Here is a 1,370-nt window from a genome sequence, read left to right as displayed (position 1 = left end):
ATTATAAAGAAACAGGATTAATTGGTGATTCTATTGAAAATGAAAGTATACCAACTTTAGAAAATTATCATATTGATTATGTAACAGTTAATGGAGTAAAGACTGATATTAATCAGTTACCTAAATATTATTTAGGTAACAATATGAATATTGTTTATCATTTAAAAGAATTAAAAGATAAACAAGCTAACAATACAGTAAATAGTCTAAAGTCAAACTCAGAAAATATATACTGGGATTATAGTAGTCTTGTTATAAATGGAAATATTAACTTAGATAATGAAGTGTTAAGTAAAGATACTCCAAAAGAAATAATTATAAAAGATTTCAAAGGAAATATAGTAACAAGTAGCAATACTGTAGCTGTAAACTGGTATTCAACAAATAAAAATAATTATTCAGGATACCAAGGTATATTTACAAAAGAACAATTATCTAAATTAAATCCTAATGAAATATATAGTATTTATATTGAAGTTGATGGAAAAGAAGTACCTATTGTTAATAATATAAAACTATCTAATAAAGAATATAGAGTAAGTAATGAAAATGGTGATTTAACTATAGAGAGAAATATTGAAAAAACATTAAATGTAGGAACTTATGAAACAGGATACTTCACTGATTTTGGTTATGTTCTTAATGGAAATATAAATTTAGATAATGATATATTTAGCAAAGTAAATACAAGAAAATTAGTAGTAAAAGATGCAAGTGGAAATATTGTAGATAAAGTAAATTGTGTATCAATGAATTGGTATTCAGAAAATAAAGATAATTATTCAGGATTTCAAGGAATAATTACTAATTCAGTATTAAGTAAGTTAAAGGCAGGAGAAGAGTATACTTTTGAAATAGAAGTAAATTACAAAGGTCATATTTATAATTTACCAATAGAAAATACTAAAAATTTTATTTTAAATACATCGATGGATTATAATATAGGGGTAAATGCTGAGGATAATATAGTAATAAGCAAGAAGAATAGACAAGTTTCAAGTATTGATTCTATTCAAGGAGTTTTTAAGGATGGATATTGGCTACCTTATGGATATGTAATGAACTTAGAAGTTAATACAGGAAAAGATATACCAAAGGGAACAAAAATGGAACTTATAAGTAAAAATAAAGAAGGAAAAGTTCTTTCCGTAACACCAGGAGTAAATGTAAATTGGTATTCAAATAACAAGGAAAATTATAATGGATTCCAAGCAATAATAACACCAGAGCAATTAATCAATGAAACAGGAACAAATAAATTATATGTAAGGGTTATTTTAGATGGAAAGGTATATGAAGCACCTGTTAGTGGAAATGTTAATGTAGCTATAGGTGATTTAAATTATGGATTTAAAACAATAAATAATCAA

1 protein-coding gene is annotated in these 1,370 nt (G+C 24.5%); it reads left to right on the top strand.

The genetic code is table 11. The features are described 5' to 3' along the window. A partial coding sequence (locus ARA19_RS17695) for a hypothetical protein (RefSeq protein ID WP_197276531.1) occupies positions 1 to 1,370 on the top strand: 1,370 nt, incomplete at both ends.

It is taken from the genome of Clostridium massiliamazoniense, from assembly GCF_001403635.1.
GTDB classification, from domain to species: domain Bacteria; phylum Bacillota; class Clostridia; order Clostridiales; family Clostridiaceae; genus Sarcina; species Sarcina massiliamazoniense.
Note: the sequence above shows the minus strand (reverse complement) of the source record. Positions and strands in the feature narration are given on the sequence as shown.